19 protein-coding genes are annotated in these 24,828 nt (G+C 49.8%); 12 read left to right on the forward strand and 7 right to left on the reverse strand.

Features of this window, described 5'->3' with window-relative positions; translation table 11 throughout:
- Positions 1 to 143: 143 nt before the first annotated feature.
- Together ACSYSY_RS08715 and ACSYSY_RS08720 are read right to left on the reverse strand one after the other, a co-directional pair.
- Entirely contained in the window at positions 144 to 2,909 is a 2,766-nt protein-coding gene (locus ACSYSY_RS08715) for a Hint domain-containing protein (RefSeq protein ID WP_491707169.1), read from the reverse strand.
- Between the two features lie 347 nt (positions 2,910 to 3,256).
- Entirely contained in the window at positions 3,257 to 6,022 is a 2,766-nt protein-coding gene (locus ACSYSY_RS08720; protein WP_491707170.1) for a Hint domain-containing protein, read from the reverse strand.
- Between the two features lie 390 nt (positions 6,023 to 6,412).
- On the opposite strand from ACSYSY_RS08720, the gene ACSYSY_RS08725 reads away from it, so the two are divergent.
- From ACSYSY_RS08725 to ACSYSY_RS08765, 9 genes are read left to right on the forward strand one after another with little or no spacing between them, the layout of a single operon-like run.
- Positions 6,413 to 6,727, forward strand: a complete 315-nt coding sequence (locus tag ACSYSY_RS08725; protein WP_491707171.1) for a phosphopantetheine-binding protein — start codon at positions 6,413 to 6,415, stop codon at positions 6,725 to 6,727.
- Positions 6,728 to 6,739: 12 nt separating this feature from the next.
- The gene (locus ACSYSY_RS08730) at positions 6,740 to 8,374 is read left to right on the forward strand and encodes an AMP-binding protein (RefSeq protein ID WP_491707172.1); all 1,635 of its coding nucleotides are present in this window, start codon (positions 6,740 to 6,742) and stop codon (positions 8,372 to 8,374) included.
- Positions 8,374 to 9,285, forward strand: coding sequence for a lysophospholipid acyltransferase family protein (locus ACSYSY_RS08735; RefSeq protein WP_491707173.1), 912 nt, complete (start codon positions 8,374 to 8,376; stop codon positions 9,283 to 9,285). The genes ACSYSY_RS08730 and ACSYSY_RS08735 overlap by 1 nt, the downstream gene beginning before the upstream one ends.
- 4 nt (positions 9,286 to 9,289) lie before the next feature.
- Positions 9,290 to 9,895: an outer membrane lipoprotein carrier protein LolA gene (locus ACSYSY_RS08740; RefSeq protein ID WP_491707174.1), complete on the forward strand. Its 606-nt coding sequence runs from the start codon at positions 9,290 to 9,292 to the stop codon at positions 9,893 to 9,895.
- Positions 9,892 to 12,216 carry an MMPL family transporter gene (locus tag ACSYSY_RS08745; RefSeq protein WP_491707175.1) on the forward strand — a complete coding sequence of 775 codons (2,325 nt, stop codon included), beginning with the start codon at positions 9,892 to 9,894 and terminating at the stop codon, positions 12,214 to 12,216. The genes ACSYSY_RS08740 and ACSYSY_RS08745 overlap by 4 nt, the downstream gene beginning before the upstream one ends.
- On the forward strand, positions 12,213 to 13,421 hold the full coding sequence (locus ACSYSY_RS08750; RefSeq protein WP_491707176.1) for a beta-ketoacyl-[acyl-carrier-protein] synthase family protein: 1,209 nt from the start codon (positions 12,213 to 12,215) through the stop codon (positions 13,419 to 13,421). The genes ACSYSY_RS08745 and ACSYSY_RS08750 overlap by 4 nt, the downstream gene beginning before the upstream one ends.
- Entirely contained in the window at positions 13,418 to 14,215 is a 798-nt protein-coding gene (locus ACSYSY_RS08755) for a beta-ketoacyl synthase chain length factor (RefSeq protein ID WP_491707177.1), read from the forward strand. The genes ACSYSY_RS08750 and ACSYSY_RS08755 overlap by 4 nt, the downstream gene beginning before the upstream one ends.
- Positions 14,202 to 14,621: a hotdog family protein gene (locus ACSYSY_RS08760; protein ID WP_491707178.1), complete on the forward strand. Its 420-nt coding sequence runs from the start codon at positions 14,202 to 14,204 to the stop codon at positions 14,619 to 14,621. Before ACSYSY_RS08755 ends, ACSYSY_RS08760 begins: the two co-directional genes overlap by 14 nt.
- Before the next feature lie 24 nt (positions 14,622 to 14,645).
- On the forward strand, positions 14,646 to 15,944 hold the full coding sequence (locus ACSYSY_RS08765; protein WP_491707179.1) for an NAD(P)/FAD-dependent oxidoreductase: 1,299 nt from the start codon (positions 14,646 to 14,648) through the stop codon (positions 15,942 to 15,944).
- A gap of 130 nt (positions 15,945 to 16,074) precedes the next feature.
- Here the strand turns inward: ACSYSY_RS08765 and ilvC are convergent, their stop codons facing one another.
- Genes ilvC through miaA form a run of 3 tightly spaced genes read right to left on the reverse strand, consistent with a single transcriptional unit; the run spans position 16,075 to position 19,963 of the window.
- Complete coding sequence (gene ilvC / locus ACSYSY_RS08770) at positions 16,075 to 17,094, reverse strand: ketol-acid reductoisomerase (RefSeq protein ID WP_491707180.1); 1,020 nt, start codon at positions 17,092 to 17,094, stop codon at positions 16,075 to 16,077.
- 54 nt (positions 17,095 to 17,148) lie between these two features.
- Positions 17,149 to 18,933, reverse strand: coding sequence for a biosynthetic-type acetolactate synthase large subunit (gene ilvB, locus ACSYSY_RS08775; RefSeq protein WP_491707181.1), 1,785 nt, complete (start codon positions 18,931 to 18,933; stop codon positions 17,149 to 17,151).
- Between the two features lie 46 nt (positions 18,934 to 18,979).
- The gene (gene miaA / locus ACSYSY_RS08780; RefSeq protein WP_491707182.1) at positions 18,980 to 19,963 is read right to left on the reverse strand and encodes a tRNA (adenosine(37)-N6)-dimethylallyltransferase MiaA; all 984 of its coding nucleotides are present in this window, start codon (positions 19,961 to 19,963) and stop codon (positions 18,980 to 18,982) included.
- A 42-nt stretch (positions 19,964 to 20,005) separates the two neighbouring features.
- Between miaA and serB the strand changes: the two genes are divergently transcribed.
- The gene (gene serB, locus ACSYSY_RS08785; protein WP_491707183.1) at positions 20,006 to 20,902 is read left to right on the forward strand and encodes a phosphoserine phosphatase SerB; all 897 of its coding nucleotides are present in this window, start codon (positions 20,006 to 20,008) and stop codon (positions 20,900 to 20,902) included.
- Between the two features lie 36 nt (positions 20,903 to 20,938).
- On the opposite strand, the gene ACSYSY_RS08790 is transcribed toward serB, so the two are convergent.
- Positions 20,939 to 21,439, reverse strand: a complete 501-nt coding sequence (locus ACSYSY_RS08790; RefSeq protein WP_491707184.1) for a DciA family protein — start codon at positions 21,437 to 21,439, stop codon at positions 20,939 to 20,941.
- 10 nt (positions 21,440 to 21,449) lie between these two features.
- Here ACSYSY_RS08790 and ACSYSY_RS08795 point away from each other — a divergent pair, with 10 nt between their 5' ends.
- Positions 21,450 to 22,535 (forward strand): A/G-specific adenine glycosylase, encoded by a 1,086-nt coding sequence (locus ACSYSY_RS08795; RefSeq protein WP_491707185.1) that lies wholly within the window; start codon positions 21,450 to 21,452, stop codon positions 22,533 to 22,535.
- A 13-nt stretch (positions 22,536 to 22,548) separates the two neighbouring features.
- Complete coding sequence (locus ACSYSY_RS08800) at positions 22,549 to 23,190, forward strand: hypothetical protein (protein WP_491707186.1); 642 nt, start codon at positions 22,549 to 22,551, stop codon at positions 23,188 to 23,190.
- Between the two features lie 91 nt (positions 23,191 to 23,281).
- On the opposite strand, the gene ACSYSY_RS08805 is transcribed toward ACSYSY_RS08800, so the two are convergent.
- Positions 23,282 to 24,727, reverse strand: a complete 1,446-nt coding sequence (locus ACSYSY_RS08805) for a catalase (RefSeq protein ID WP_491707187.1) — start codon at positions 24,725 to 24,727, stop codon at positions 23,282 to 23,284.
- Positions 24,728 to 24,828: the final 101 nt, after the last annotated feature.

The following is a 24,828-nucleotide window of genomic DNA, read 5'->3' on the forward strand; positions in this document are numbered from 1 at the left end:
TCCTGAAAGGAATACTCAATTTGCAGTTTCCATGCATTGTTTCAATTGCTTGTGATCTGTCATGCCTCTTTAAAGCACATACCCCGCTCCTGCTTTGACGCAGAAACGGGGTATCTCTCAGAACGCTTACTCTTTTAAAACAATCAGGCACTCAAAGTCGTCTGCTTTGCCTCGGCCTCTCTGACAACATAAGGACCAGCAGCGACAATCTGGAGTGATAACTGTGCATCATGGCCGGGTTGGCGCTTCCCAAGAGGTAATTCAGCATAGCCCTTCGTCCAGCGTACGGAGCCATCTTCAAGATCACTCCACCCTGACAGGCTGACTTCCTTGAGATGGGACGTAATCGCCCATCTCTGGTTGGCTTCAAACATGGTCACGTCCCCAACCAGAAGCCCGAGCTGACGACGGTCATCAACGAAGGGACCAATCGCATCACAGGGGCGGCTTACCCTCGACATGATACGGACAGAGTGGACCCCAGCGGGGATTTCGAACATATAGTGATCGCCTGTTACGTGAGTCTGTCGAATTACGTCTCCCTTATCAGTTACAAGATGCACATCCGCATCATTTGTAAGAGCCGGGATTTTTTCGAACCTTTCAAAACCCATCTCTTCAGCTCTCGCCTCAATCTGGCGAAAGATCGGTTCGACGATTTCACGTGAAACAGTCAGAGGGGCAGCCGCTTTTTCCCAGCCAGGTTTCTCTTTCGCCCTGAGAGGAACAACCTTCCCCTTCTGCACGAAAAATGAGCGATTTCCTGTATCCAGGTAGCTTTCAGTCAACACGCCATCAGCCATGATGACAGAGTGTTTTTCCGCCTCAATATGGTAATAATCATAGTCGGTGATCGACTTATCATAAAATATGGAACGGCCATTTACCAACATCCGCACGGGAATGAACCCGCCTTCAAAATACAGGCAATGCTCTGCTGTAATCAGCATATCCTTGAAAGGCACATTATCAGAAAGGGCCCCTTTCAGAATACGAACAGGATAGCCTGACTGGTCATCTGAACGTTCGGGATGAATTGTACTTTGTCCCTGTCCCACCCATGTGACATGCGCTGGCGTCTCAACACCGTCACGATACGTAATAATTTCATCACCGGGATTGATCGCCTCAACAGCAACCGTGCCTGAAGGTGTTCTGATTAACGTCCCGGGCAGAAAACATACTTCAGACTGACCGCCCATAACCTCATAGGTCGCCCCCTCCTGAAGCGTGGGGGAAATGGCAGTCCCCCCACTTTGCACGACCATAGTAACGCCTGAGCCGATATAGGCGTTTGAAATCACACCACCTTTGGCAACGTTATAGACACCCGTATCACCTGACGTCGTCGTAAACGTATCGCCAATAGAGACCCCGCCGGAATAGGTTGATCCGAAATCGGACAGGAGCAGGTTATCAGAGGAAACACCACCACTACTGATAATTGTATAACCCTCAACATGCACTGACGATTCCAGAGTACCACCAGGCTGGATATAAATATCGTGAACACCGCCAGAGACGTAAGCCCCGGAGGCAACGGCACCAGAAGTCACTGTAAGATCCCCATTTAAGATAATAATAGGGCCATCATATGTTTTACTCTGTGCTGGGGAGGGTTTTGCTGAAGCACCTAGACCCTCTGCAGCCCGATAGTACGTCTTGCCGTCAGAGGCCTTATAAGCAATCCATTCACCTCCACTGACGACATTGGCCTTCAAATAACCAGGTTGGGGCTCCTTGATGTAACTTGTAATCGTGTCAGCAACCGTTGCACCAGAGGAAATCCGAAAGTCGTAACCTTCCCCTTTTACCGTATCTCCCCCCAGATACGCACCTGAAGCAATAGAATACTCAGCGGCGTCATTCTTCTTAGTCACATAAATATTGGAAATAGAGGTCCCGCCCCCGGAAACCATACCATTATCTGACACGAACGTATTGTCATAGGTGGCACCCCCACTACTGACATTCGTTATACAGTCAATGATTGTTGACTCTGCCAATATGCCGCCAGGCTGGACGTCAACGGACATCCACCCGGGCCCTGAGACGTAAGCTCCCACCATATCTGCACCGGACGTTACAGTCAGGGTTACATCTTTAAAAATGACAGGCCCTGTATATTCCGCTCCATTAATCACTGGCTGCACGTCATTACCTGCGCCAAGCGCGGACTGATAATAGGTTATGCCCGTCTCATTATTTTTAACGGCCTCCCAATTACCACCACTTATGACAGGGACACCTATGGGAGGATTAGGGACTCCGACGTGAGGGTGAGCATTGGCTATGCCACTATTTGGCTGGCCATTACCAACTGTTGTGCCCGCAGAGGCAATCAGGAGTTCCCCGCCAGGCTCAACCTCTATTGGAGACTCTATATAAACATGTCCTTCTTCCTCAGCATCCAGAATGACACCAGAGCCAACAACTGTATGACCACCTATATGCGCATGACTGTCAATAAGAAACCTGCTGCCTGTTCCATCACGTTCATCACCTACGATGAACGTATCATCCAGTGACGTTCCACCGCTATAAAGTTTCCCCTCATCTGAGACGAGCATATTGCCCGAAGACAACCCACCACTACTGACATATGTATTACCATTAACATGGGTCGATGATTCAAATGTACCGCCTGAGGACACATATACCGCGTTTGGTGTCGACCAGAGACTGGAAACATAAGCCCCGGAAACATCTGCACCGGGAGCAACTGTCAGAGTTGCATTGGAAATAATGATGGGGCCGGTATATTTTTCACTGTTCGCGATTGGCGCCGCATCATCAGCCGCTCCGTAGGAAGACTGGTAATAAGTCTTGCCATCAGGTCCTTTTGTCGCAATCCAGTTACCACCACTGACGACCGTGGCCCCATCGGGTGGGTTATATGTATATGTCATGGGTAACGTCACCTTTTGATAAGTTTTTATCAATTGGTTAATTCTATTAAAAAGATTCCGATATTTGTCAAAAGGCGTATTTTACTACAAATAAAGACAACTTATTGTTTTTATTAAAACAAGTCATCAAGTTCTTATTAAAAATAATAGTTATTACACATATTATTTTTAAAATGGCAACGTTACGTCCTTTGGAATCCTGCTTTTTTAGCAAAAGCCCAACATAATGATCCTTCCTCGGAAGAATCCCCCGATTCATAATGACATGTCTGTATGAATCACATACCCCGCTCCTGCTTTGACGCAAAAACGGGGTAGCTCTCAGAACGCTTACTCTTTTAAAACAATCAGGCTCTCAAAGCCGTCTGCTTTGCCTCATCCTCTCTGACAACATAAGGACCAGCAGCGACAATCTGGATGGAAAGAACAGCGTCATGATTTGGCTGACGTTTCCCAAGTGGGAGTTCAGCCTTACCCTTTGTCCAGCGCATGGAGCCATCTTCCAGGTTGCTCCACCCTGACAGGTTGACATCCTTAAGGTGAGACGTAACAGCCCATGTCTGGTTATATTCAAACATGGTCACGTCCCCGACCAGAACCCCAAGCTGACGACGGTCATCCACAAATGGGCCAATCGCGTCGCAAGGGCGGCTCACCCTGGACATGATACGGACCGATTGAACCCCGGCAGGAACCACGAACATATAATGATTGCCGGTCGTCCGGCTATGGCGAAGAACGACGCCCGTATTGGTGACAAGATGCAAATCAGCATCATCACTCAGAACAGGGGCGTCCGCATTCATCGCTGCGCCGATTTCATCGGCTCTCGCGTCAATCTGACGGAAGATCGGTTCGACAATTTCACGTGAAACAGTCAGAGGGGCAGCTGCATCCTCCCAGGTCTGCCTTTGTTTTCCGCGGAAAGAAAAAATATTCCCTTTCTGCATAAACATGGAGCGATTTCCCGTATCCAGATAGCTCTCGGTCAAGACACCATCAGCCATGATGATAGAATGTTTCCGGGTCTCTATATGATAGTAATCATATTTGGTGATCGACTTGTCATAAAAGATGGAACGGCCATTCACCAACATCCTTACCGGGATAAATTTACCGCCAAAATACAGGCAATGCTCTGCCGTGATCAGCATATCCTTGAAAGGAACATTTTCAGCAATTGCCCCCTTGAGGATGCGGACAGGATAACCTGCCTCGTCATCAGAACGTTCAGAATGAATGCTGCCTCTGGCCTGACCAACCCATGTGATACGTTCCGGCACACCGATACCATCAACATAGGTTATGACTTCATCGCCTGGATTGATCGTCTCTATAGAAACCATACCTGATGGCGTTCTGATTAAAGTCCCGGGCAGGAAGCACACTTCAGACTGCCCCTGATAAACATTATAGGACGCACCGGCCTCCAGAGTTGGAGTAATGGAGGTCCCGCCACTCTGTATTGTTAAGGTGGAATCTGAGCCGACATATGCATTGGTGATCACACCACCATTATTAATGGTAAATGTATCGTGATTACTCCCACCATCATAATCCGATCCTGCAAGGATGGAATCATTGAGGGAGGTCCCGCCGGAATAAACATTCCCCACGTCTGATAAGAGCATGTTATCCTTGGAAACGGCGCCGCTACTGACATATGTATAGCCATTCACATGCACTGACGATTCCAGTGTCCCGCCTGGCTGAACATAGACGCTATAATTCCCCCCACCAGAAATATAGGCACCAGAGGCAACCGCACCAGAAGCAACTGTGAGATATCCGCCTGAAATAATGATCGGGCCTGTATATCTCTCAGTCCCCGCAACAGGGGTTGTCCAATCACCAGTCGGGCTTGCCGACTGATAATATGTTTTGCCATCAGACGCCTTATAGGCAACCCAGTACCCCCCACTGACAACATGAGCGGTTAGATACCCTTCTTTAGGTTCCGTAATATAGTTAGTCGTAGGCTGGGCTACAGTCGCCCCTGAATTAATAGTTAATGTACTTCCTGGTCCATTGATATTATTGCCACTTAAATAGCCCCCACTGGAAACAACGAATGTATCTGAACCACCATCAGTTTCTGTTCCAGCTATAAAAATATTGGAAATGGATGACCCACCTGAGCGCAATGCACCTTCGTCCGATACGAGGGTATTATGAGCCATAACGCCGCCACTACTGACATATGTATAGCCATTAATATGTGTAGACGATTCTAACGTACCACCTGGTTGAACATAGACACTATAATTCCCCCCGGAGATATAGGCACCAGAGGCCACAGCACCAGAAGCAACTGTGAGATACCCATTTTGAATAATGATTGGGCCTGTATATCTATCGTTACCTACAGGGGTTGTCCAATCTCCAGTCGGGCTTGCCGACTGATAATATGTTTTGCCATCAGACGCCTTATAGGCAACCCAGTATCCCCCACTGACCACAGTGGCTCCTTCAGGTGGTTTGGGGTAATTGACCGTGGGATGAGCATTGGCTATTCCGCTATGAGGCTGCCCTCCTCCGACAGTCGTAGCGACAGATGTAATTTTAAGTGTTCCACCTGGTTCAATATCTATCGGGGACTCAACATAGGCCGGCCCTGTGGTCACATCCAGAGTGGCACCCCCTCCGACAACATTAGTCCCATCTACGTAGGCGTGGCTCCCGATATAATAAGTGTCTCCTCCACCATCAGGGTATGGCCCGGAAAGAATGGAATTATCGATCATTGTTCCACCACGATAAACCCTCCCCCCATCTGACACCAACGTGTTACCAGAAGACAACCCGCCACTGCTGACATAGGTCCAGCCATTCACATTCGTCGAAGATTCGAGTGTGCCGCCGGATTGAATATAAATGTTGTAATTACCGCCTGAAAGGTAAGCACCTGAAGCCTCAGCTCCTGAAGCAACCGTGAGATTTCCATTTTCAATGATAATCGGGCCTTCATATTTTGTATCATCTTTAGGAACTGCACCGTCGCCTGTACCATAGCTCGGTTGATAATAAGTTTTTCCATCAGGTCCCTTGGTCGCAACCCAGTTTCCACCATTGACAATCGTTGCTCCTTCAGGGGGACGATACGTAAGTGCCATTAGTAATATGCTCCTCAGTAACCTTTTATTAATTTGTTTAATTCTTATTAAAATCTTCCGAGTTATGTCAAAAAAAAAACACAATTCAACTGATTGTTAATATAACTATATGATTTTATTGGGTTTTAAAAATACCCGCCTATAATAAACATTCCGCTTTCAGGACGAGTATCTATAACAGAGGAGTCCCTTAACCGGCTTCATCGGGAAATATGACCGGAATATATCGGGAAATAAGTAAAAAGAATTGTTACCCCGTGAGCAATAAAGGCGGGAATTTTCGATAATTTCGTTAATTATTTCATTACATTATCAAAACAAAATACATTCTATGGGCTAAATTTGTTACTCTTGCTGAAAGAGAGGCCCGGTGATAATACAGGACGGTCTTTGTCTATCATTAATGGATATGCCCTTTACGTGACGACGCCCGACCCCTCTCATAAAAAATCTTCCCTGGAACTGGAACTCGCTACTTATCTGGTTGAAGCTGTACAATTGGATGTGGATCCGCAGGATATTGACCCGGAGACCCCTCTTTTCGGGAAAGGTCTTGGACTTGATTCCATCGATGTTCTGGAAATAGCCCTTATGATCAATACGCAATATGGGATCAAACTGGAATCCAATGACGATAACAGTCAGGAGATTTTTTATTCCATACGGTCTCTCGCCGCCTATATTGACGCCCATCGTCCGAGCTGAGCCTCTTTTTCTATGGCCACGCACTTTGACCTTTCCCTGATCACTGCGCCAGAGCGAACGGTTTATTGTACAGCGTCGGATATAATCAGTGGGAGAAAACTGCTCTCTTACGCCTGGGCACTGGCAGGCCGTCTCCCGGACGGCCCTGTTATCAATCTACACAGCGATCCACTTCATTTTACCATTGTTTTTCTGGCCGCTCTGCTGAAGGGCCATTATTGCCTGCTTTGCAGCGATCATACCCTGCCTTTTCTCAAGGCCCTGCAAACAGAGTATAAGGCTGTTTGTACAGGCTCCTCCCTGCCAGAGGGGCTGGATGAATTCCTTCTTCCTCCATTGGCAGAACTTATCTCAGATAGAACAGATAATCCCGTTCTGTCCGCCACACAGAAGGTTGCCTGCCTCTTTACCTCCGGCAGCACAGGCCAACCCCAGATGCACGTTAAACACTGGGGAGTGCTTGTTGCCCGCAGCCACACAGCAGTACAACTCTTTGGGCCCGCAGGCACAACGTTATTGGGGACTGTCCCGCCCTATCATATGTATGGTTTTGAGACCTTCATTCTCCAAAGCCTCCATACACCGGTTATTACCGCAAGCGGGCCATGTTTTTTCCCGGCTGATATAGAAAAACTGGCCGCCAATACACCTTCACCTCATATCCTTATAACATCCCCTGTCCACTTGCAGTCTCTCACAACAGCCAAAGCCACGTTACCGGGGCTTACACGCATTATCTCTGCCGCCGCACCCTTAACTGAAGAACTGGCGCGCGAAGCAGAAAAACAATTCCATGCCCCGGTCATGGAAATTTATGGTGCCACAGAAATAGGCTCCATCGCTATCAGGCGCACAATCAGCTCTGCTCCCTGGCAGCTTTATGAAGGTCTTACGCTCACGGCTGATCTTTCAGACGATGATGAAGAGGGCCACCTCCTCAACGCGCCCTATGCAACCCCTTATCCTTTGAACGATATTATTGTCATGGAAGGGCCACGGCATTTCCGGCTGGTAAGGCGCAAGGCGGATATTCTCAAAATTGCCGGGAAACGAAGCTCATATGGGGCTCTCAATAAAATATTATGTGAACAACCTGATGTCATGGATGGCTGTTTCGCCCCGCTTTATACAGAACAGGAGTTAAAAGAAGGGAAAAACGAGCCGACGCATCTGCAAGCCTTTGTTGTTGGCAGGGACATTGATCTCACAGCCCTTATGCAGAGTTTGCGTTATCATATAGACCAGCCTTTTACTCCCCGCCGCCTTGTCCGGTTGGAAAGCCTGCCGCGCAATTCTGTCGGTAAACTGACGCGACAGGCACTGAACGCGCTGGTCGAACATTATGCCGAAAAATGCGCCCATCCTCCTTTTACAATTTCTCCCGATCATCCTGCTTTACCAGGGCATTTCCCCGGAGACCCCACCATTCCTGGTATCTTATTGTTAAATAAGATCTTCGAGCAGCTTTCGCTTAAAGTCCAGGCAATAGAAACCGTAAAATTTCTTTCTATCGTCCGCCCTGGCGAGCTGATGCAGTTATTTTCCAGTGCTCTGGGAGATGGACGGATACAATTCAGCCTACACCATCTGGATTCCGGGAAAGACAATATTGTTATTCTGCGCGGTTGTGCGAAAGGCCAGACCTGATGTCCCGCAATACATGGCTGCGACCTGAAAAAGGGAATATAGCCTCAATCCGGTTGTTGATATGGCTTGCACAACATCTTGGCTACCGCTTAACGGCTTTGTTATGCTGGCCTGCAACACTTTATTACGCCGCTATGTATCCAACTGTAAGGCACGCTTCCTGGCGCTACCTCACGCATTTACAGAAAGCAGGGAAACTCCCCCGCAAACATTGGGGTATGGTTCTGGCGCATATCAATGCCTATAGCAGAAATATTCTGGACCGTATTTTCCTTCTTATCGGCCGTTTCCCACCGGAAAATCTCCATTTCAGGAACCAGCATCTTATCTCAGATGCCCTGAAACAGGGAAAAGGATGCATTCTCATGGGGGCCCATATTGGCTCTTTTGATGTATTGCGCCAATTTGGCCTGAGCGCGCCTACCCGTTTCCGGATGCTGATGTACAGGCGGTTTCTCGGGGCCGCCTCCCGCTTTATTGAATCGCTCGTGCCTGATTTTAATGCCAATATCATCGAGCTGGGAAACCCTGACAGCATGATTGCCGCATTAAAGGCCCTGAAAAATAACGAAATCGTCGGGATCCTTGCCGACAGAGCCCATGATCGCAACCGTTTCTGCCCAATTCCCTTTCTGGGGCAAAACGCCCCATTACCAGCAGGGCCTTTTCAACTGGCAGCCCTGACGGATGCTCCGGTTATACTTGTCTCGGCGATCCGGCAGAAAAATGGTACCTATCAGATTACATGCCAGTCTCTCACAAGGCTTTCTGCAGACAATGATACGGACATTTCAGCATCGGAGGGTCTCTTCCCTCTTATGCAGGCTTATGCGCATTGGATGGAAACACTTTGCCAGGAATATCCTTATGCCTGGTTCAATTTTTTCGATTTCTGGGAAGAAGGACTTTAATCATATGAGGCGAATCTATCTTCTTTCCCTAATGATGGCAGGCTTCTCTCTTTTTACGCAGGCGCCAGCAGCTTCGACGGAAGCACTTTCTCCCCCATCAGATAGTACGGCGCTATCAGAAGTGATTCTTCACCACATCGCCCTGGTTTCACAACGCGATAATCATTTCACGGAAACACGTCAGCTACACGCCCTTAAACGGCCGCTCCAGAGCGAAGGTCAGCTCAAATTCTCCCCCCCTGACCATGTCGAAAAACTGACTCTCCTGCCCATAAAAGATGACGTGGTTATCGAAGGCGATACCATGCAGTTTCAGCATGGACAGGCAGATGTGAAAAACATACCTCTTCATCTGAACCCCACTTTACAGATTATCGCTGACACAATTCGGGGACCGCTGGAGGGAAATATAAACCTCCTGAAACGTTATTATGTCCTGAAAGCTGACGGAAATATCGGTCAATGGCGCGTAACACTTACGCCCCGCACAAAAGACGTTGCCAAAATCATTCAAATCGTAAAATTGGAGGGGCATAATAATGTCATAGAACATACGTATCTCCTCCAGACGAATGGCGACGTCACTGACACTGTTATCTCCCAGAAATGAACTCCAGACGCCTGCCACTTCTACTTTCGTTATTCTGTGCTCTGATTGTGGCAGCCGTCACGCTTTACGTGATTCCATTACGAATGGACATGCAGGCTTTTTTGCCACGGCCACATGATAAGGCCTCTCAATTCCTGCTCGATGAACTTCATAACGGAACGACACAATCACTGATGATCGCCTCTATTGGGGGCGATGATCCTGTTATTTTAAGCCAGATCACCAAACGCTTTCATAAGACCCTGGCCGGAACAGGTTTTTTCAGTCTCATTATAGATGGTCCAGAATCTCTGGACTGGCAGAAGGACCAGTCTCTTTTCTTTGCGCATCGCTACGCCCTCGCCCCTCATGACCAGACACGCCTTTTTACCGTTGAATCCTTAAAGACTGATATCAATCGGCTTTATGACCTCCTGCAATCCATGGCAGCGCCTCTGGTGGAAGATATAGGGCTGAAAGACCCTACCGGCGCTTATGGCGATTACATGGCAAGCCTGAATAATGGTCTTCTTCTACCCAGTCAGGATGGCATCTGGCTGACAAAAGACCGGCACGCCACCCTTATGTTACTGAAGCTCAGTCAGCCCAGCCTGGACCCCACAACACTTAAAAAGCTTCATAACACAATCATGAAAGCCTTTGCCGATAGTCATGATAAGCATGATACCAGTAGGCTTACCTTGACCGGCTCACCTGCCTTTTCACTCTATGCCGCGCAGACCATCCGTCATGATATGGACCGCCTCGCCATATTTTCACTGATATTGGTAGTGAGCGTCCTTTACTGGCGTTTTCGCTCCTTATGGGTCCTCGCTGCGATCGCTGTGCCTTTTCTCCTGTCACTCTCAGTGTCCATGATCGTCTTACAGTGTCTCTTCGGCTGGGTTCATGGAATTGCCTTGGGCTTTGGCATGACCATGCTGGGTGTTTCACTGGATTATCCGGTGCTGTTACTGGGCCACCGCGATAAGGGAGAGCGTATTTCCATTGTCATGGGGCGTATCGGCACCAGCCTGAAACTGGCTGTCATTACAGCTGTTATTGGACTGTTAAGCATGATTCTTTGTGGCCTGCCGGGAATTATGCAGCTTGGTATCTTTTCAGCAACAGGCATTCTGACAGCCGCCGGTATTACAATCTGGTTTCTTCCCCATCTGGTCACTCAGGCGGATCTGGCGGCCTATCATCAAGGTGTTTCACCCGCCTTGCTCCGGTGGGAAAATTTACGCCGTTACCGCCTGCTCTGCCTGCCCCTCATCCCCATTGCCTTTGGCTTGTTGATTTTTCATCCTTTCCGGATGGAAAAGCAGGGAGAAGTCCTGAACCCCATTCCTCAGAAAATGCAGGAAACAGACAGAGCATTCCGGCAAGAATTAGGAGCGCCCCAGGCCGGCTCTCTGGCTGTTATTGAGGCAAAAACAAGCGAAGGCGTTCTTCGCAAAGAAGAATCCCTCCTTGCCGGGCTCCCAACCTCTGACACGGTGGAAGCCGCCACTTTATGGCTGCCCAGTCAGCTGCGCCAGCGGGAACGTCTCTCCAGCCTGCCATCAGCCCCCTCTGTAACACGTGCTCTTCAAAAAGCGCTTCAGGAAAGCAATAGTCCCTTCCAGACGGACGTCTTTTCCAGCGTTCCCCAAGAGGTTGAAAATGCCCGCCAGCAACCGGCACTGACGATTGAGCAACTGGCAGGGACCTCTCTCTCCTATCGCCTGGGATTGCTGCTTTTTCCCAGAAATAATCACTGGTATGGCTTTATCATACCCCGCACTCCACAAACCGCTACAGACCTGACTCAGGCCAGCCAGCGGATGCCGGATGTTCTTTTTGTCAATTTAAAAACCGCTATTGGCGACCTTCTGGCCCCCTACGTCAAACGGGCTGCTTTCTGGCTTGCTGTCGGGATCAGTCTTGCCCTGCTTTCCCTGCTCTTATTTACAAAGAACATAAACCTGATTGGACGCGCTACTTTTACATTATTTATAACAGGATTAAGTTTATTGGCATTACTACGCTTGCATAATGATGTTTTTTCCATCATTCATATCGTCGCTCTGGCATTTGTTCTGGGGATTGGCATTGATTACGCTCTTTTCTTTGGCCGCCCACAACTTGACGAGGCTGAACGTACCCGGACTATGCGTACTTTGCTGACCTGTAATATCATGACCGTTTTATCTTTTGCCATTCTGGCAAGCTGCCAGATTCCACTTTTGCGAGAACTGGGCCTGACGATTTCATCAGGCGCTTTTCTTGCTCTTATTTTCAGCTTCCTGTTAATGGGGCCCCTTCCTGCCTCTCCACAGCAAGGAAAAACTTCATGACCGCTCTCATGATTTCAGCCGGGACGGCCATCAGCGCCATGGGGCGTGGCATTGAGGAAACCCGTGCCACTCTTTTTGACACAAGGGACATCCTCCAGCCTGATAATTTTCAGCCTTCAGGTCATGGCTATATTGGCCGCGTTTCCGGAGTAGAATCGCATAATTTGCCCTCTGAGCTGAAAGAGTTTGACTGCCGCAATAATCGCCTGGCAGATATGGCCCTGATGAGTGATGATTTCATGGCGGCGGTCGCAGAAGCACGCGCTCATTATGGTGCCCACCGTATTGCCGTGATTATGGGCACCAGTACTTCAGGCATCCTCAGTGCCGAAATAGCCTATGCGACCCGCAAGGCGGAGAAAACAGAATCTTTACCAGAAGATTTTTGCTACACAGGCACCCAGGATCTGGCCTCTCTGCCGCATTACGTCGCTGCACGCTTAGGGGTAAGCGGTCCGTTACTGGCCGTTTCCAACGCCTGTGCCTCTTCGACCCGTACTTTTATAGATGCCGCCCACCTTATTCACTCGGGTCTATGTGATGCCGCCATTATCGGGGGAGCCGATAGTCTCTGCCGGATGGCCTTGCAAGGATTTGCCTCTCTGGAGTTGATCTCGCCCGCCCCCGTTAAACCGTGTGATGCAACACGGGATGGCATCTCGATTGGAGAGGCCGCAGGCTTTGCCTTGCTGGAGCGGGTGGGAAGCCGACCTCTTTCCGACAAGCCTGCGGGTTACAGATTATCTCTAGCTGGCTACGGGGCCAGCAGTGACGGGCACCATATGTCCGCGCCCGACCCGGCCGGTAGCGGTGCGTCACTGGCCATGCAACGCGCCCTTACACGAGCAGGATTATCACCCTCAGAGATTGGTTATATCAACATGCACGGTACGGGCTCACGCGCAAATGACCAGATGGAGGACAGGGCCATCAGCACAGTTTTTGGAAATGAGACAGCCTGTTCCTCTACCAAAGGGTGGTCCGGTCATACATTAGGCGCCTCAGGGATTTTAGAGAGTCTGATCTGCGCCATTGCGTTGCAGGAGAACTATCTGCCACCTTGCAAAAACACTCAGACAATCGACCCTGCCTTTACCAGCGATATTCTTCTCACACCCCGACATAAGGCGATTCAGTACGTCATGAATAATGCCTTTGGTTTTGGCGGCACCAATAGCAGTCTTATCTTTGGCAGGCTGATATGATCATTACCATAAAAGGCATTGGCTGCTGGGGCGAAGGATTCCACGGATGGGAAGCCACCAAGCTCATCTTACAAGGGAAAGACCCGTATCACAGAGAGCAGACAAAGCTGCCCGCCCCCAAAAGCCTTCCTGACAATGAACGGCGCCGTGCCAGCCAGATTATCCGACTGGCTGTCCTCTGCGCTGAGGATGCCTGTCAGCAAGCGGGTTATCAGGCCGAGGATCTGCCCGCTATTTTTGCCAGCTCCAATGGTGATGGCTTTATTATAGACCGGATTCTGGACTCGCTCAGCACGCCATCGGGACTGGTTTCCCCCTCACTTTTTCATAATTCCGTGCATAATGCTCCGGCCGGGTACTGGATGATCGGGCATCATAGCCACCAGCCTGCCACATCCCTTGCCCTGAATGATGACACGTTGGCCGCTGCCCTTCTTAAAGCCACAGCAGAAGCCCATAGTGAGGATCGCCCTGTCCTTTTCTGCGTCTATGATGCGCCTATTCCGGGGCCTTTAAGCACCGTCCGGCAAACGGATTACAGCTTTGGCTGTGCTCTCATCCTTCACCCGGGAGACAATGAAGGGCCAACGCTCTCACTTTCTCTGAAGGAAGGTAAAATTGAGGAGCCCACGCCTTACAGTCTGCCTGAAGGGCTGGAACAGATTGCCCGCGCCAATCCGGCGGGCCGGATTCTCCCTCTTCTACAAGCCATTGCCCTTGGAGGAGAAACCCGGCTCTCCCTGCCTTATGGGTCCAACCATGTACAGATTGTGCTGACGAATGCTCACGCGTGATATCATCCTCAAATCTATCCCTCATCAAGGGTTAAGCTGCCTGCTCGATACCGCCACAAAGTGGGATGACACGCAGCTTGAGGCAACAACGCGTTGCCATAATGACCCTGCCAATCCGTACCGAATGGCGGACATCCTGCCTCCCATTGTTGGGATCGAAATGGCTATGCAGGCCGCTGCCTTACATGGCGCCCTGACGACCCATGACGATCGTCAAGGCTGGCTTGCCAATGCCCGCAATGTCGAGATCCATTGTGACCGGCTTGATCTCCCGGAATGGGAAAGCCTGATCATTATGGTCCGGAGAGAGCATTATGCCTCTAACGGCATGATTTACAGTTTTACTTTGCAAACCCCTTCTGCCCAGCTGCTCGTAAGTGGAACTGGCGCAGTTATGCTTCCGTAATCATTAGTGCTTCTGGAAAAATATATGACGACTCAGTCTTCTATTCCCTGCGACATTCTCATTATCGGTGGCGGCCCTGCCGGCAGTACTGCGGCAGCTGTTCTCGCTCAGAGAGGGTTGGAAGTGATCCTCCTTGAAAAGGAAAAACACCCCCGTTTTCATATTGGGGAATCCTTATTGGCCTGTAATCTTCCAATCCTGAAAAGACTTGGTGTCCTCGACGAAGTTGCCGCAATGGGGGTTTATAAACCCGGCGCTGAATTTGTGACTGATACCGGCGAAGGGCGGCTTTCATTTCCTTTCCGCTATGCCATAGATGCTCAGGCCGATCACGCGTACCAGGTCCGCCGGGCAGATTTTGATGAACTGCTCTTCCGTAATGCCGAAAAAAAAGGCGCCAAAACGCTTGAAGAAACACGCGTTACAAAAGTCACCTTTCCCACGCCTGATGCGCCTCTTGTTGAGGCCCGCACCAAGGCGGGAGAAACCCTCTTTTTCTCCCCCCGTTTCATTCTGGATGCGTCTGGTCGCGATACATTGATGCTTCGCCAGCATGGAAAGAAATATAGCGACCTTAAAAATAACAAAGCGGCCGTTTTCGGTCATTTCCGCAATGTCCCCCGTGCCGAGGGTGAAGGTATGGAGGGTTATATCTCCGTTCACCTTGTTAAGGGGGGCTGGTTCTGGATGATTCCGCTCCCTGATGACGTCATGAGTGTTGGCTTTGTCGGAGATCATAACAGTTTTAAAAATCATGGCGGATCGCTCGATAACCTCTTCTGGAAAACAGTTGAAGACAGCCCCAGTGTCAAGGCACGAATGGCCAAGGCTGAAGCTCTTGCACCCCTTTCGACGACCGGCAATTATTCCTATAAGGGGGACAAAGCCTGGGGTGAACGTTATTTCATTATCGGGGATGCGTTCGGCTTTCTGGACCCTGTTTTCTCCTCAGGCGTCATGCTTGCCATGAAAGGCGCCCTTCGTGGAGCGGATGTCGCCTGTAAATGGCTGGCCAACCCGGCAAAAGGCCGCATAGCCGCCCGTAAGGCGGAACGGCAGATAAGACGGGAAATGCGTTTAATCGGCTGGCTGGTCTACCGTATTAATGACGATCTATTACGCTTTTTCTTTATGCGCCCCAAAAACCATCCTGTAAGGATGCGGGATGCCATTATTGCCTTGCTGGCAGGAAACTTCTCACCCTCCTGGCGGGTTATGTTCCCATTCTATGTTTTTACAGCGATTTTTGCCTTTACCAAACGTTTTGGCATTTCCCTGGAAACATTAAATAAAGGCGCCATGCCTGAATCTCACACTCGGTAAAGGGGAATGAAGATGCGCGTAAAGAGCGTCTCGTCGTAACACTTTGCCCAGCAATAACTTATTAAAAAAACCCCTTCATGGAGAAGACCATGAAGGGGTTTTTTAACGATGTCCCGAAACAGATCAGAAATCAGTTGCGTGTTTTGTCAACCAATTTGCCTTTGGCGATCCAGGGCATCATTTCACGCAATTTAGCACCGACTTTTTCAATCTGGTGTGCGTCATTACGGGCGCGGATTGCTTTGAAGCGCACATTGCCTGACTGATTTTCAAGAATGAAGTTACGCACAAATGTGCCATCCTGAATATCATTCAGGATATTCTTCATGGCTTTCTTTGTCTCACTGGTGATCACCCGTGGGCCACTGACATATTCACCATACTCAGCGGTATTGGAAATTGAGTAATTCACGTTGGAGATGCCACCTTCATAAAGCAGATCAACGATCAGCTTCATTTCATGCAGACATTCGAAATAAGCCATTTCTGGCGCGTAACCTGCTTCAACCAGCGTTTCAAACCCGGCGCGGATGAGGTCGATTGTGCCACCGCACAGAACAGCCTGCTCACCAAAGAGGTCTGTCTCGACTTCTTCCTTAAAGGTGGTTTCAATCACACCGGCACGGCCACCACCCACTGCGGAGGCATAGGACAGAGCGATCTCCAGAGCATGACCAGAAGCATTCTGGGCCACAGCCACCAGGCAGGGAACACCGCCGCCACGTTTATATTCTGAACGCACTGTATGACCGGGGCCTTTTGGCGCAATCAGGAAAACGTCCAGATCAGGGCGTGCTTCAATCAGACGGAAATGAATGGCAAGACCGTGAGCGAAGACCAGTGCCGCACCTTTTTTCAGATTGGCTTCCAGATCTGTTTTATAAAGCGCGCCCTGTCCTTCATCAGGGGTCAGGATCATCACAACATCGGCCCATGCAGCCGCTTCGGCCGGTGTTACCACCTTGAAACCGGCGGCTTCTGCCTTGGCGATGGCTGAAGAACCGGGGCGCAGTGCCACGACAATTTCAGAAACGCCACTATCTTTCAGGTTATTGGCATGGGCATGGCCCTGGCTCCCGTAACCGATCACGGCTACTTTTTTGCCTTTGATCAAATTCAGATCTGCATCACGATCATAATAAACGCGCATGATAAAACTCCCTCTTTCGACTTTTCAAAGTCCCTGATTAAAAATGATTAGACCCTAAACGAGCTTCTTGCCCTCTTCCGTCAACTTAGCCCCTCCAAAGACACGGTCAGGCCCCAGAAGCATCTGGTTATGAGCCGCGCCAGACGGAATCATCGGATAGCAATTTTCTTCCTGTGCCACGCACACATCAACCAGGACCGGGCCATCATGATCCAGCATGGTTGTGATAACGCTGTCGAGCTCACCATAATGGCAGGCCCGCAATCCCTTTACCCCAAAAGACTCTGCCAGTTTGACGAAATCAGGCAGGGATTCACTATAAGATTGTGAATAACGGGAACCATGAAGCAATTCCTGCCATTGCCGGACCATCCCCATATAATGGTTATTGAGGATGAAAATCTTAACAGGCAGACGATATTGCACGATTGTTCCCAGCTCCTGAATATTCATCAGGGTTGAGGCCTCGCCTGCAATATCTATGACCAAGGCGTCCGGATGGGCGACCTGCACCCCAACGGAAGCCGGCAGTCCGTAACCCATCGTCCCCAAACCACCGGATGTCAGCCAGTGATTTGGCTCTTCAAAGCCGAAATGCTGGGCAGCCCACATCTGATGTTGTCCGACCTCGGTTGTGACATAGACGTCCCTGTCTCTCTCTTTCGTCAACTGATAGAGACGTTCGATCGCATATTGAGGCTTGATCACAGATTCCGGCTTGCGCTCCTGCTCAAAGGAGAACCCTTTGACAGCGCGCCATGTCTCAATAGACTGCCACCACTCTCTCAGGTCAGGCGCATCAGTTGTCCCCCAGCCTTCCAGCAGGGCTTCGAGTGTCTGTGTCAGATCACCTTCCAGCGTGACATTAACCGGCACATTCTTATTAAATTCACTCGGGTCAATATCGGCCTGAATTTTGAAAGAATGAGGCGAGAACGCATCCAGCCGCCCTGTAACACGGTCATCAAACCGGGCGCCCAGGGCAATCAGAAGGTCGCACTCATGGGCTGCCATATTGGCTTCCACCGCTCCATGCATACCGATCATGCCCAGAAACTGGTCATTTGAGGCAGGGAAAGCGCCTAATCCCATAAGAGTTGAGGTCACCGGGAAGCGTGTTTTTTCCGCCAGTAATCTGAACAGGGTCACGGCTTTCGGGCCGGCATTTACAAGACCACCACCAATATAGAAAAGCGGCTTTTTGGCCTTTTTGAGCGCAGCTACGGCCTCCTGCACCGCGTTAGAAGACAGTGTCTCTTTCTTTATAGATGGGATTTCAATCACAGCAGGCGATAAAGGGGCATCACCGGTTGTGATATTTTTAGGCAGATCCACCACAACAGGACCGGGGCGCCCTGAGCGGGCCATTTCAAAGGCTTCTCTTAAAAGAGGCGCCAATCCTTCCGGTGTTTTAACCGTGACACCATATTTTGTAACAGGCGCGGTAATGGCTACAATATCGGCTTCCTGAAAAGCCCCTTTCCCCAATAAAGGGACCGGTACCTGGCCGCAGAGACAGACGACAGGAACAGAGTCCATCCTGGCATCCATTAACCCTGTAACCGTATTGGTTCCGCCAGGCCCTGACGTCACCAGAACAACACCGACTTTCCCGGTTGAGCGGGCATAAGCTTCTGCCGCGTGAACCGCTGCCTGCTCATGCCTGACCAGAATGTGCCGGATGGCTTTCTGCTGAAATAACGCATCATAAATTGGAAGAACCGCACCACCGGGATAGCCGAAAATAACGTCGACCCCTTCTTCCTCAAGAATATGCAGAAGAACCTCGGCCCCTTTGCGGGTCTGGATCGGGGCTTCTGTATGATCATGAGGAGACATGAGAAATTCCTCTCAGTTTATGAAGTTCCACTAACGAAGATAAAGGTTAAGAACTTCCGACCGGCATGTCAATTCTTTGGGTTATAAAATTTTCTATTTCACGTAATTCTCTTTCCGAAAATTTCTCATTTTCCCCAAATCTGTGTAATGAAATAATATCATCACCTTCTTTTCCCAATTTATGATGCCTGAACCAGGTCGCCTGACGCCGTGTATATTGCCCTGTTGCGATAACGGCCTGCTCCTCTGCTTTCTCTAAAGAAAGCTCCCCTTTCAGGACAGACATTAATTCCGGCACGCCATGGGCCCGCATGACCGGCAGCGTCGGAGGAAGATTCTTCTGCATCAGGGCCCTCACTTCCTCCAATGCGCCAGCTTGCAGCATCACCTCGAAACGTCGCGCAATCGCGCCCCGCAGGGTCTGCCGATCCGGGTCGAGCCGAATCGAAAGAAACCGGTAGGGTGCTGGCGGCAATTGTGGGTGTTTCTGCCATTCCGCCAGGCCGCGCCCTGTCCCGCGCCAGACTTCCCATGCCCGTGCAATTCTTTGCGAATCTGTGGCATGAAGACGCGATGCTGTTTCCGGGTCAACGTCTTTCAACCGGTCATGAAGCCATTCCGGGCCCTGTTCAGATAAAAATCCCCTCGCCTCCTTACGGGCTTCCTCACCGGGGTCGGGAATTTCAACCAACCCTTCAAGAAGAGCACGGAAATACATCCCCGTTCCCCCACACAAGATCGGAAGGCGGCCTTCTTCCGCGCATTGCTGAAGAGCCTCCAGCGCTTGCTGCCTCCACCAGGCAACGCTTCCCGCGTGGCTTCCATCCAGAACACCATATAATTTATGAGGAACGAGGCTCGTTTCTGTCTCGTCAGGTCGCGCGGTCAAAACGCGCAAATCCTTATAGACCTGCATGGAATCCGCATTAATCACGGCCCCATGAAAATCCTGGGCCAATTTCAGAGCCAGAGCAGACTTGCCTGAACAGGTCGGTCCAGCCACAATAAGAGCAATAGGAGAAGCATTCATGCTTTCTCTTTTGCCATATTTACAGCTTGATTGAGAGTCCCTGTGTCCTTTCCTGATATTCTGACGCTTGTTGTTGACCGCCGTCACCAGTCTCTCCCCAAAGAGGCTGTTGAGATCGCCCGGCATCTGGTCAAAGGTTCTGCCCCTGTTACCCTTTCAGAGGGAGAGGCTGTTGAGATCCCCTGTCCCCCCCAAGGGAGCGGAAGTGCCTCCATAGAAACGATTCGCACAACATTGGCGCCTTACAAGGTTGATGCCATCCTGACCAAAGCGCGTGGGCGGCGCAAAGCCGTTCTCATCGCCGATATGGACAGCACGATCTTAACAGGGGAAACACTTGACGACCTTGCTGCTCTGCTGGGCATTGGGGAAAAGATCGCAACCATTACAAAGGCTGCGATGAATGGTGAGATTGATTTCGCCACCTCTTTGCAGCAGAGAACTGCGCTACTTGAAAACATGTCAGAACAGGCACTCCACGAGATCCATGAGAGTCTGGTCCTCAATGAAGGGGCGATTGAGCTCGTTCAGACCATGAAAGCGCATGGAGCTCGCACCGCTCTAATCTCAGGCGGGTTTACATGGTATACGCAACGCATTGCCGCACAATGCGGGTTTGATGAAAATTACGGAAATGTCCTCGATATTCAGGACGGAAAAATGACAGGCAAAATTGTCGGAGAGATTCTGGGCCCTCAGGCAAAACGCGAGCATCTCGACAGACTATGTGCCGAGCGCGGGATCAAGCTTAAAGCCAGTTTAACAACCGGAGACGGCTCCAATGATATTCCCATGCTGAAAGAGGCCGGGCTGGGACTGGCTTTCAAAGCGAAACCTGTCGTGAAAAAAGAGGTCCCACAGCAGGTTAATTTCTCCACTTTGCGGGCTCATCTCTTTGCTCAGGGATATCCTGCCTCTGTTTTTGTTTCCGGAAACTGATCTCTGTTTCACGTGAAACGATTACCGAACGGATCTTCAGCGTCTGCCGCGTGCCTTAAGGTGGCCGCCCAGGCGCTCAAGAGCCGTTTTTAAAGGGCCTTCCTCAAAATTCTCCACAATGATGGAAAGAGGTTTGGGGCGGACAACTTTTTCAGCTTGCACGGGAATGGTTTGGTCCTGAACTATTTTCAACCGCGTCAGCCTATGCTCCCCGGTCAGGCCACATGATGTGTTTATACGCTCGAGAATCAGCACCGTATTATATTGTAATTCAATAGCAACCGGCCCCTGACAGGAGACCGTCAATATCCCCTGACTTAAGCGTTTAGGGGCGCAGGCGCGTGCCGTGGCACTTCCTACAAACTGTTCCCAGTCCAACATCAGACGCGTGAGCAACGGGGAGTGTTTTCTGAAGGCAGGTTGTGTTAATTGCGGGATATAAGACCCTATCAACCGGATTGTACGGGACCTCTTGAAGGGGACCTCTTTTTTTGAAGGACCGCTCTTCCCCTTGCGTCTCTGCGATTGATCACTCATATGACTTCCTGTGACACCTGATACAGCTTCTGCACTTCTCGACTGGTATGACCATCACCGGCGGGTCCTCCCCTGGAGGGCGTTACCAAACCAGAAACCAGACCCTTATAAAGTCTGGCTCAGTGAAATTATGCTTCAGCAAACCGTTGTGGCAACTGTTATCCCTTATTATGAAAAATTTCTGAAGACCTATCCTACTGTGCAGGACCTGGCCAGTGCCCCCTTGGACGATGTTCTCCATCTCTGGTCAGGACTTGGTTATTATGCACGTGCAAGAAATCTTCATGCCTGCGCCCGGAAAGTAAGCCTTGCCGGCTCTTTTCCTACCACACTTGAAGCCTTGATGGACTTGCCGGGGATCGGTGCCTACACCTCACGGGCTATAGCGGCCATCGCCTTTTATCAAGCTGTTGTCCCTGTCGATGGAAACGTCGAACGCCTGACCGCAAGGCTGAACGCCATTGAGGAACCCCTTCCCGGGAGCCGCCCCCTTCTCCACCGACAGGCTGCTCTGCTTAATCAATCCCTCGTTGCCCGGGACAGACCTTCTGATTTTGCTCAGGCTTTATTCGATCTTGGTGCGACCATATGCACGCCCGCTAACCCGTCCTGCCTGCTTTGCCCCTGCAACAAATCATGCGAGGGCTATAGACTGAATATCGCAAAAGAATTACCCAGACGACTGCCCAAACCAAAACGTCCCGTTCGTTATGGAAGCGTGTTTCGTGTTCGTCTGGATGATGGGCAGGTCCTTCTGAGAACACGTCCCCCGCACGGTTTATTGGGGGGGACGGATGAACTGCCAGGAACCCCCTGGAGGGACACACCCTGGCCCGAAGAAGAAGCACTTGCCTTTGCACCTCGCTCTTCAGGTATAAAAACACACTGGCAAAAAATTGGGGAAGTCAAACACATATTCTCGCATTTTCTTTTAAGATTAAATATTTACGAAAACACGTCAGAATTCTATAAAGATGTCCCCGAAGTGGACTTCGATTGTAGTTTTCGTAACCCCGAAAGAAGCGCCTTATCGAGTGTTATGCGTAAGTGTATATATCTGACAGGGCCAACAGCCTCGTCACATAGTGATTCATAAGGGAGATTATAACATGACTGCTGCCCCGACCCTGACACGTTTCTGGCTTATCGACTGGTATGGACATATCATCGGGCATGACCCGATTCGTGATGAGCTCATTCGCCAGCCTTTTATAAGCGGTGAATATCCGGACCTGTTTGCTCTGGCCCCTATGCCTTTGCAGCTGCCTGCCCCTGCTGTCCTGCGTAAGCGCTCTTCTCTCCCCCGTTCCCTGCCCGAACTTGAGATGGTCTATGCTGGAGATAACCGTATTGGATTGCGCGATAAAGAACGCAATACATGGTTCAGCATCAACCCACGTAATGAACTGACACATTTCAACTCTACGGCCCTGATGGGGTGGGAAATGTTCACGCCTCTTACGCTGGAAAAGCTTAATGGTCTCTCTGCTCTTGTAGACAGAAAGGTCGCAACCGTTACTGATGAAAATAATCAGGAAGTCGGGCCTCTGACCTTCTTCGCCCAGGGCGATGGCGGCCAACTGGTTGCATTGGGGAAATTCAACTTCAGAATTAACGAAAACCTTAAAATCCTTCAGGCAATTGGGGAAATGGCTCCAAACAGCACCCTGAAAGTCACATTCAAACCTGCTGACGGGGCTTTTTCGTCCGGCACATTTACAATCAGACGTCTCCCACAGGCCAGCGCCTGATAAAACTTATATCTTTCAGGGTCTGATATAATAAAAGGCTCCCGGTTATTCCGGGAGCCTTTTTTATGACCACCTTATAAAGGTAACAGGGTCAATCCTTTAATGTTTCAAGAGCCTTTTGAACGCCTTTGCGCCACTCCGGGTTCACTTTCTCAAATTGTTCCAATTGCCGGTCAATAATAAATTGCGGCACGCCCTTCATGGCAGTGGCAAGATTTTTATAAAGACGCTGCTTTTCGCCATCGTCAAATAAAGCGTAAAGTGCGGCCGCCTGCTCATAATCATGGCCCTCATTGCGATGATCATAATAAGTCGCCTCTCCGCTGACTCGCAGTGGCGGCTCTGCCTGACTGAGATCGCCTACCGGGCCGCCGAAAGAATTCGGTTCGTAGAAATCCCCATCTCCATTTTCAGGAGAATCAAAACGCATGGCTCCATCAAGATGATAATTCCTGACCGGGAATTTCGGGCGATTCACCGGGAGCATCTCATAATGTGTGCCCACACGATAAAAATGAGCATCCTGATAGGTAAATAGGCGTCCCTGCAATAACCGATCGGGGGAATAGCCAATTCCGGGAATGACATTGGCAGGCGAGAAGGCTGCCTGCTCAACTTCTGCAAAATAATTTTCCGGATTGCGATTAAGCTCCAGAACGCCAACCTCAATCAATGGATAGTCTTTATGGGACCAGACTTTTGTCACATCAAATGGGTTAAAGGACACACGCTCAGCCTCAGTCTCTTCCATAATCTGTATATAGAGTGTCCAGCGTGGATAATCGCCATTTTCAATCGCCTCATAAAGATCCATATGCGATGAAGCCGGATTTTCAGAAGCAACGGCAGCTGCCTCTTCCGCCGTATAGAACTTGTTTCCCTGTTGGGTTTTAAAGTGAAATTTAACCCAGTAACGCTCCCCTTTTCCGTTCCATAAGGAATAAGTGTGGCAGCCAAAACTATCCATATGACGGTAATCAGAAGGGATACCACGATCTGAAAACAGGATTAACGTTTCATGCACACATTCCGGATTTAGGGAAATAAAATCCCATATGGCCTGAGGGGATGGCACATTGGTCCTGGGATGAGGACGTTCTGAATGTATAAAATCAGGAAATTTCATGGGATCACGAACAAAAAAGACGGGGGAATTGTTGCAGATCAGATCCCAGTTTCCGTCCTCTGTATAATATTTCATCGCCATCCCACGTATATCGCGCCCTGTTTCTGACGCCCCTTTTTGAGCCAAGGCGATGGAAAATCGGACAAATAGTTCCGTTTTCTTTCCAATCTGCGAAAAGACAGATGCTTTCGTATAGCGGGTGATATCATGCGTAATGGTAAGGGTCCCATACGCGCCAGACCCCTTTGCATGGACGGTACGTTCTGGAATACGTTCACGGTTCTGATGCGCCAGTTTTTCAAGAAGCTGGTAATTCTCCAATAATAACGGCCCTCTTTTTCCGGCCGATTTACTGTCTTCATTATCAACCCAGGGGGCGCCCGCTGTTGTACGAATTATTGACTTATCCATTATTAGAATCCTTTATTTATTATAACCAACATTACATAAGTAATTGCAAATAAAACTATAATTTTATATCAATAATAGTATGAGGTAATATTTAAATGTTC

Source organism: Aristophania sp. ESL1100 (assembly GCF_058511235.1).

What these genes read in the sequence shown, in the direction of transcription:
- ACSYSY_RS08715 (WP_491707169.1), bottom strand. Translation starts at nt 2,909, where the DNA reads ATGACATATACATATAACCCACCCGATGGGGCCACGGTCGTCAGTGGT.
- ACSYSY_RS08720 (WP_491707170.1), bottom strand. Translation starts at nt 6,022, where the DNA reads ATGGCACTTACGTATCGTCCCCCTGAAGGAGCAACGATTGTCAATGGT.
- ACSYSY_RS08730 (WP_491707172.1), top strand. Translation starts at nt 6,740, where the DNA reads ATGGCCACGCACTTTGACCTTTCCCTGATCACTGCGCCAGAGCGAACG.
- ACSYSY_RS08735 (WP_491707173.1), top strand. Translation starts at nt 8,374, where the DNA reads ATGTCCCGCAATACATGGCTGCGACCTGAAAAAGGGAATATAGCCTCA.
- ACSYSY_RS08740 (WP_491707174.1), top strand. Translation starts at nt 9,290, where the DNA reads ATGAGGCGAATCTATCTTCTTTCCCTAATGATGGCAGGCTTCTCTCTT.
- ACSYSY_RS08745 (WP_491707175.1), top strand. Translation starts at nt 9,892, where the DNA reads ATGAACTCCAGACGCCTGCCACTTCTACTTTCGTTATTCTGTGCTCTG.
- ACSYSY_RS08750 (WP_491707176.1), top strand. Translation starts at nt 12,213, where the DNA reads ATGACCGCTCTCATGATTTCAGCCGGGACGGCCATCAGCGCCATGGGG.
- ACSYSY_RS08755 (WP_491707177.1), top strand. Translation starts at nt 13,418, where the DNA reads ATGATCATTACCATAAAAGGCATTGGCTGCTGGGGCGAAGGATTCCAC.
- ACSYSY_RS08760 (WP_491707178.1), top strand. Translation starts at nt 14,202, where the DNA reads ATGCTCACGCGTGATATCATCCTCAAATCTATCCCTCATCAAGGGTTA.
- ACSYSY_RS08765 (WP_491707179.1), top strand. Translation starts at nt 14,646, where the DNA reads ATGACGACTCAGTCTTCTATTCCCTGCGACATTCTCATTATCGGTGGC.
- ilvC (WP_491707180.1), bottom strand. Translation starts at nt 17,094, where the DNA reads ATGCGCGTTTATTATGATCGTGATGCAGATCTGAATTTGATCAAAGGC.
- ilvB (WP_491707181.1), bottom strand. Translation starts at nt 18,933, where the DNA reads ATGTCTCCTCATGATCATACAGAAGCCCCGATCCAGACCCGCAAAGGG.
- miaA (WP_491707182.1), bottom strand. Translation starts at nt 19,963, where the DNA reads ATGAATGCTTCTCCTATTGCTCTTATTGTGGCTGGACCGACCTGTTCA.
- ACSYSY_RS08790 (WP_491707184.1), bottom strand. Translation starts at nt 21,439, where the DNA reads ATGAGTGATCAATCGCAGAGACGCAAGGGGAAGAGCGGTCCTTCAAAA.
- ACSYSY_RS08800 (WP_491707186.1), top strand. Translation starts at nt 22,549, where the DNA reads ATGACTGCTGCCCCGACCCTGACACGTTTCTGGCTTATCGACTGGTAT.
- ACSYSY_RS08805 (WP_491707187.1), bottom strand. Translation starts at nt 24,727, where the DNA reads ATGGATAAGTCAATAATTCGTACAACAGCGGGCGCCCCCTGGGTTGAT.